The 436-nt window shown below is 67.9% G+C and carries 1 protein-coding gene; it reads left to right on the forward strand.

Features of this window, described 5'->3' with window-relative positions:
• Positions 1 to 436, forward strand: a 436-nt coding sequence (locus tag MOV74_RS40345) for an ADP/ATP-dependent (S)-NAD(P)H-hydrate dehydratase (RefSeq protein ID WP_246933128.1), incomplete at both ends; no start/stop codon positions are given.

The following is a 436-nucleotide window of genomic DNA, read 5'->3' on the forward strand; positions in this document are numbered from 1 at the left end:
GACGCTGGCGAGCCCGCGCGATGCGCTCGCGATCAACGCGGCCGCGCTCACGGCTGTCATGGTGCGTCCCGTCGACACCGTCGTCGAGTTCGGCGAGTTGCTCGGCGACAAGCGCTACGGCACCTGCATCATCGGTCCCGGCGCGGGCGTCAGTGAGCGCACCTGCGATCTCGTTCACACCGCGCTCAGCGCCCAACGTCGTCTGGTGCTCGATGCCGATGCGCTGACGAGCTTTGCCGCAACCCCCGAGCGGCTGTTCGAATCGATCAAGTCCTCAGGTGACAATGCGGTGGTGCTGACCCCGCACGAAGGCGAGTTTCCGCGCTTGTTCTCCGACCTCAGCAACAAGAATCCGGGCCGCTCCAAGCTGGAGCGCGTGCGCGCCGCCGCCGAGCGTTGCGGCGCCGTCGTGCTGCTGAAGGGACCCGACACCACG

The sequence above is a fragment of the Bradyrhizobium sp. SHOUNA76 genome, from assembly GCF_023006445.1.
Classification (GTDB): domain Bacteria; phylum Pseudomonadota; class Alphaproteobacteria; order Rhizobiales; family Xanthobacteraceae; genus Bradyrhizobium.